This window comes from Endozoicomonas acroporae, from assembly GCF_002864045.1.
Taxonomy (GTDB): Bacteria; Pseudomonadota; Gammaproteobacteria; order Pseudomonadales; family Endozoicomonadaceae; genus Endozoicomonas; species Endozoicomonas acroporae.
Window position 1 is genome coordinate 1 of record NZ_PJPV01000234.1, and the last position, 3,879, is coordinate 3,879.

A 3,879-nucleotide genomic window follows, 5' to 3' on the forward strand; every position below is an offset into this window, starting at 1 on the left:
ATTACTCCGTTCGTGGCTAAGGCCTCACAGGGGAATATCTCAGGAGGCTTTGCCCATCTACCTTGGCTTTTTTGAGTTTTTGCATAATATTGGTCGAAGAGGTAAGAGCATCCTTCAGCCCTTGGTCAATTTGCTGGTTACATAGCAGTCTGGAATCCGAAAAGAGCCAAAATAATTTATGCTTTCAATAATCGATCAGAGGACTCAAAGGTATTGTAAATGAAATATTACAACCCCGATAAGCCATTAAATATAAGTGAATGGCTCGTTCTTGATGATGAACAAAGAAAAATACTCGTCTATAACTTTCATGAGTCCATAGGAGCAGAATTTCAAGATTATGGTGCATTAACAATGCACTCTTATATGCATGTGGTTGTTGAAAATCAGATCGCCGCAAATGTTGATCTCGTCTCTGAAACGGTCACAAAATTAGTAAGGCAGGGGCTATCACGGCATGAGGCACTTCATGCGATAAGTGCAATAATTGTGGAAGATATTTTTGATATGTTGAAGGGTTCAAAAAGTGAGTTTTGTCTCAAGAAGTACCGAAGAAAGCTCGAGAAGATTACGGCCAAGAGATGGAGAAAAGGCCAATATTAAAACCAACTACTAAATGATATAAATGAAAATTCATTAGGTATTGTTATCCTGATTTTTCCTGATCAGTTTTTTCCTAATCCTGTGCTCATGGATGTTTGCCAGACAATTTCGAAGCATTGGAAATCAAAAATATGTGCGTTACAAAGAACCTCAAGCAGTTATGTCTCTGTTTGAGTCCTCATCGTCCAGTGATGCCGCCAGGTTTAGCTGCAGTGGCAAAACTCATTGCTCCCAAATGACTTCCTGTGAAGAAGCCACCTTTTACCAGGATAATTGCCCTGGCACCAATATGGGCGGTGACCGTGATGGCATACCTTGTGAAAGGCAGCTGTGCAATCAATAAATCACAATGCTAATAAATAGACCGTAGCATCACCTGCGAACCTTCCCTCTTTCAAGAGTAAAAGCAAATCCCTCGAACCATCAGCCAAAAAAACATACTCCAGCAAGTCAGTATCCAACCTGTCTGGCGAAAGCCTGTTATAGCCAGAGGCAATGAATCATGAATAAAACGTTTGCAGACCGTCTGGCCACTGCCATGAAACTGAAGGGAATAAAAACCGCCAGCGCCCTGTCCCGTGATACTGGCATCGAGCGCAGCTATATGTACCGCCTGGCCAGTGGCAAAATTGATAATCCGCACAAATATGTGGAACGGCTGGCGGTGGCCACTGGTGTCTCCAGCCATTGGCTGAGCACGGGGCTGGGTGATCCTTACGACCCGGAACCGGAGAAACCCAAAGAGCCGACAGCAAATGCGACCATGCTCACCCATGTAACCGTTGTACCACCGGAAGGGGATTGGTATGAAGTGACTGCCAGTGTGCCGGATGTATTTGTCAGCCAGCAACACAAGCCCCGGGATAAGAAACTCTACGAGTATTACTATGTGCCGGAAACCATCGAGTGTTTTACCGGCTTCACCCTGTTAGTGGTAGAACGCGAGTTACGACCAGGGCCCGGTATGTTTCTGGCCCGGCGTGAAGTGAATGGTAAACAGCAGTTGTGCAGTTTTCTGATCAGTTATAAAGGACTGGATCAGACCAGCACCCGGCAGCCGGATATGCAGACCATTGGCCGGGTGCGGATTATGGATTACTGGGAGTTGGATACGAAAAGGTAGGGGTATGGGTTTCCTCACCGAGTGAGCGAGCCCGGGGAAACAACGTCCAAATCGGAATTTATAATAATATGGACAACTATGACGGGGCCGACTGGACTGACTGGATGCTGCTCAAAGAATTAGACAGAGCCTCTATTCCGGATCAGCCGGGCGTGTATATGATTGCAGCCCATCGAAGAATTCATCGAGCCCATGGTGCTGACAAACAGGGTATTCTTGATATCGGTGAATCGGATAACTTGAAAAAGAGGATTGCAGCGTTCAGAGCTTGCTCCCTAGGAGCCTGTCGGACTTAAGTGTCCGTAGCGAGGATTGCGAGAAATTGAGGATAAAAATTTCTGCTTCTGAGGAGAATAGCGGGGCTATTTGACGAAGAAGCAGGAATTTTTAGACCAATTTATCGCAACCGCAGTAGGACAGTCTTAAGTCCGACAGGCTCCTAGGGCATCGGAACCGTGGTCATATGGCAGGCTGGAGATTCTACAATTTCAACTTTGACAGCATATTCCCCCATGAAAAATTATGGATATGCTGGAAAACATGTCGGCGGAAAAAGGAAGCTTATGCCCTTGAGGGTGAACTTTTACAGGCCTATTTTTCGAAGCATTATGAACTCCCTCCGCTGAACTATAAGTTTAACTGGGCCTCTCATGCTGCACATAACTGACAGGGCAACAGTGACAAGCGACACCCCTTCAAAAAGGCACCTTCTCATCATCACCATCCCACTCCCAGATTGCCAGATCACTCTCTGATGGCTCAATATCCAGGCAATCATCATCCGTCTGTATATACTCCCACAGTTCATTCTGATGCAGCCAGATGGGGTCAGCGCTGCAGAGCATGGCTTCCCGTTCCGCAAATGCTTCAAGGGTATCCTCTCTTTTAATCCGCACCCGCTTGCCGTTGATAAAAATCCACTGGTATTTCTTCCGGCGTTCCGCCCTGGTGGCTTTACGGATTCTTTTCTGTTCAGCAGTCAGCTTTTTCTTTACTTTAGGCATGTGAATCGTCCCTTCTTTAATCGCCCGGATAATCGCCTCCTCAGTCAGGCCAAATTCCTTTGCGGCGTTCTTATGGCTCAGGGTGGCACCTGGTGCTGTCCACTGGATATCGGGCATCGGGTCATACCTTGGCAAAATGATTTTACCGGATGTTTGAGAGTCGGGTTTCCTCTTTGAATGAGCCCAAGAATAAAGACACGCCCTCACTTTTTCCAGAATAAGTCTGTGGATAAGCTGTTGGCAGGTTGTGTTTATATTGTCAGTAGTTTGTTATAACCCATTGCAGTACCTGCCTGTCGAATTATTATCCCCTGTTTCAGTTATCCGGAATTTATGTGGAAAAGATTGTGGATAAACCGTTAGGGGATAAAGGCAGCCTTTCAGACAGGCGGGGTGAGAATAATTGGTTAAATATTGATCAATAGAAATCCTCATATTCCGGATACTGCTCCGGCGCTTCACCTTTACGTTCGATCACCTGAATATCAGACGTATTCTCTTCACTGCCGTACATGACCACGATCTCAAACTCCCAGTTATCACCATAATCAAAGATAAAGGTGATTTTCATTCCGGGAACCGGCTCAAGTTGACGCAGCCGGGTTTCAGTCACGCAGGCATCGCAGAAATCCACCGCTGGATGACCAATCATCCGGTGGGCACCAAATGGATTCAGATACTGGAAGTGGTAAAGGTAGTCACTGTCAAAGTCAAAGGCGTCAAGGATGGCTTCTGCCAGATCTTCAAGCAGGTGGTCAGCGGATACTTTCAGTGTACGGGTGCACTGACTCCCCAAAGCAACGGACAGGACATAACTGGCAGCAATCATCGGCTCCGGTATTTCCAAGTTTTTTTGAACATCTGGCCGAATTGCTTTTATCGCGGGCAGCAGGTTGATGTGTTCATAGTCGTCTGCATATTCATCCTCTTTCAGCGAGTCGATAAACCCTTGCCGACAGGCGTTTAAAAACAACTGCCCCCAGGGCGTTAATTTCAGGAAATGGATTTTCCGGTTGCTATCCTCAAGCTGAAACTCAGCCATCCCGGCCATTTTGAGAATGGTCAGGTTGAACGACTTACCCCTGCGTAACCAGAAGCCCGGATCCCTGGGGGTGAAAGTCTCATACTGACTGTCTTTTCAGAGTTTGC

At 46.6% G+C, this 3,879-nt stretch carries 6 protein-coding genes; 4 read left to right on the forward strand and 2 right to left on the reverse strand.

Annotated elements, in window-relative coordinates; all coding sequences use genetic code 11:
- The first annotated feature begins 219 nt into the window (after nucleotides 1-219).
- From CX664_RS24605 to CX664_RS24620, 4 genes are all read left to right on the forward strand, one after another.
- Nucleotides 220-603 carry a hypothetical protein gene (locus tag CX664_RS24605; protein WP_101749244.1) on the forward strand — a complete coding sequence of 128 codons (384 nt, stop codon included), beginning with the start codon at nucleotides 220-222 and terminating at the stop codon, nucleotides 601-603.
- A 160-nt stretch (nucleotides 604-763) separates the two neighbouring features.
- Nucleotides 764-946, forward strand: a complete 183-nt coding sequence (locus tag CX664_RS27935; protein ID WP_276328521.1) for an excalibur calcium-binding domain-containing protein — start codon at nucleotides 764-766, stop codon at nucleotides 944-946.
- 159 nt (nucleotides 947-1,105) lie between these two features.
- Nucleotides 1,106-1,726 carry a helix-turn-helix domain-containing protein gene (locus CX664_RS24615; protein ID WP_101749246.1) on the forward strand — a complete coding sequence of 207 codons (621 nt, stop codon included), beginning with the start codon at nucleotides 1,106-1,108 and terminating at the stop codon, nucleotides 1,724-1,726.
- Nucleotides 1,727-1,794: 68 nt separating this feature from the next.
- Nucleotides 1,795-2,022 (forward strand): hypothetical protein, encoded by a 228-nt coding sequence (locus CX664_RS24620; RefSeq protein ID WP_101749247.1) that lies wholly within the window; start codon nucleotides 1,795-1,797, stop codon nucleotides 2,020-2,022.
- Between the two features lie 399 nt (nucleotides 2,023-2,421).
- Here the strand turns inward: CX664_RS24620 and CX664_RS24630 are convergent, their stop codons facing one another.
- The gene (locus CX664_RS24630; RefSeq protein WP_219622297.1) at nucleotides 2,422-2,847 is read right to left on the reverse strand and encodes a hypothetical protein; all 426 of its coding nucleotides are present in this window, start codon (nucleotides 2,845-2,847) and stop codon (nucleotides 2,422-2,424) included.
- Between the two features lie 301 nt (nucleotides 2,848-3,148).
- Nucleotides 3,149-3,772: an IS1096 element passenger TnpR family protein gene (locus tag CX664_RS24635; protein WP_180966623.1), complete on the reverse strand. Its 624-nt coding sequence runs from the start codon at nucleotides 3,770-3,772 to the stop codon at nucleotides 3,149-3,151.
- Nucleotides 3,773-3,879 lie beyond the last annotated feature (107 nt).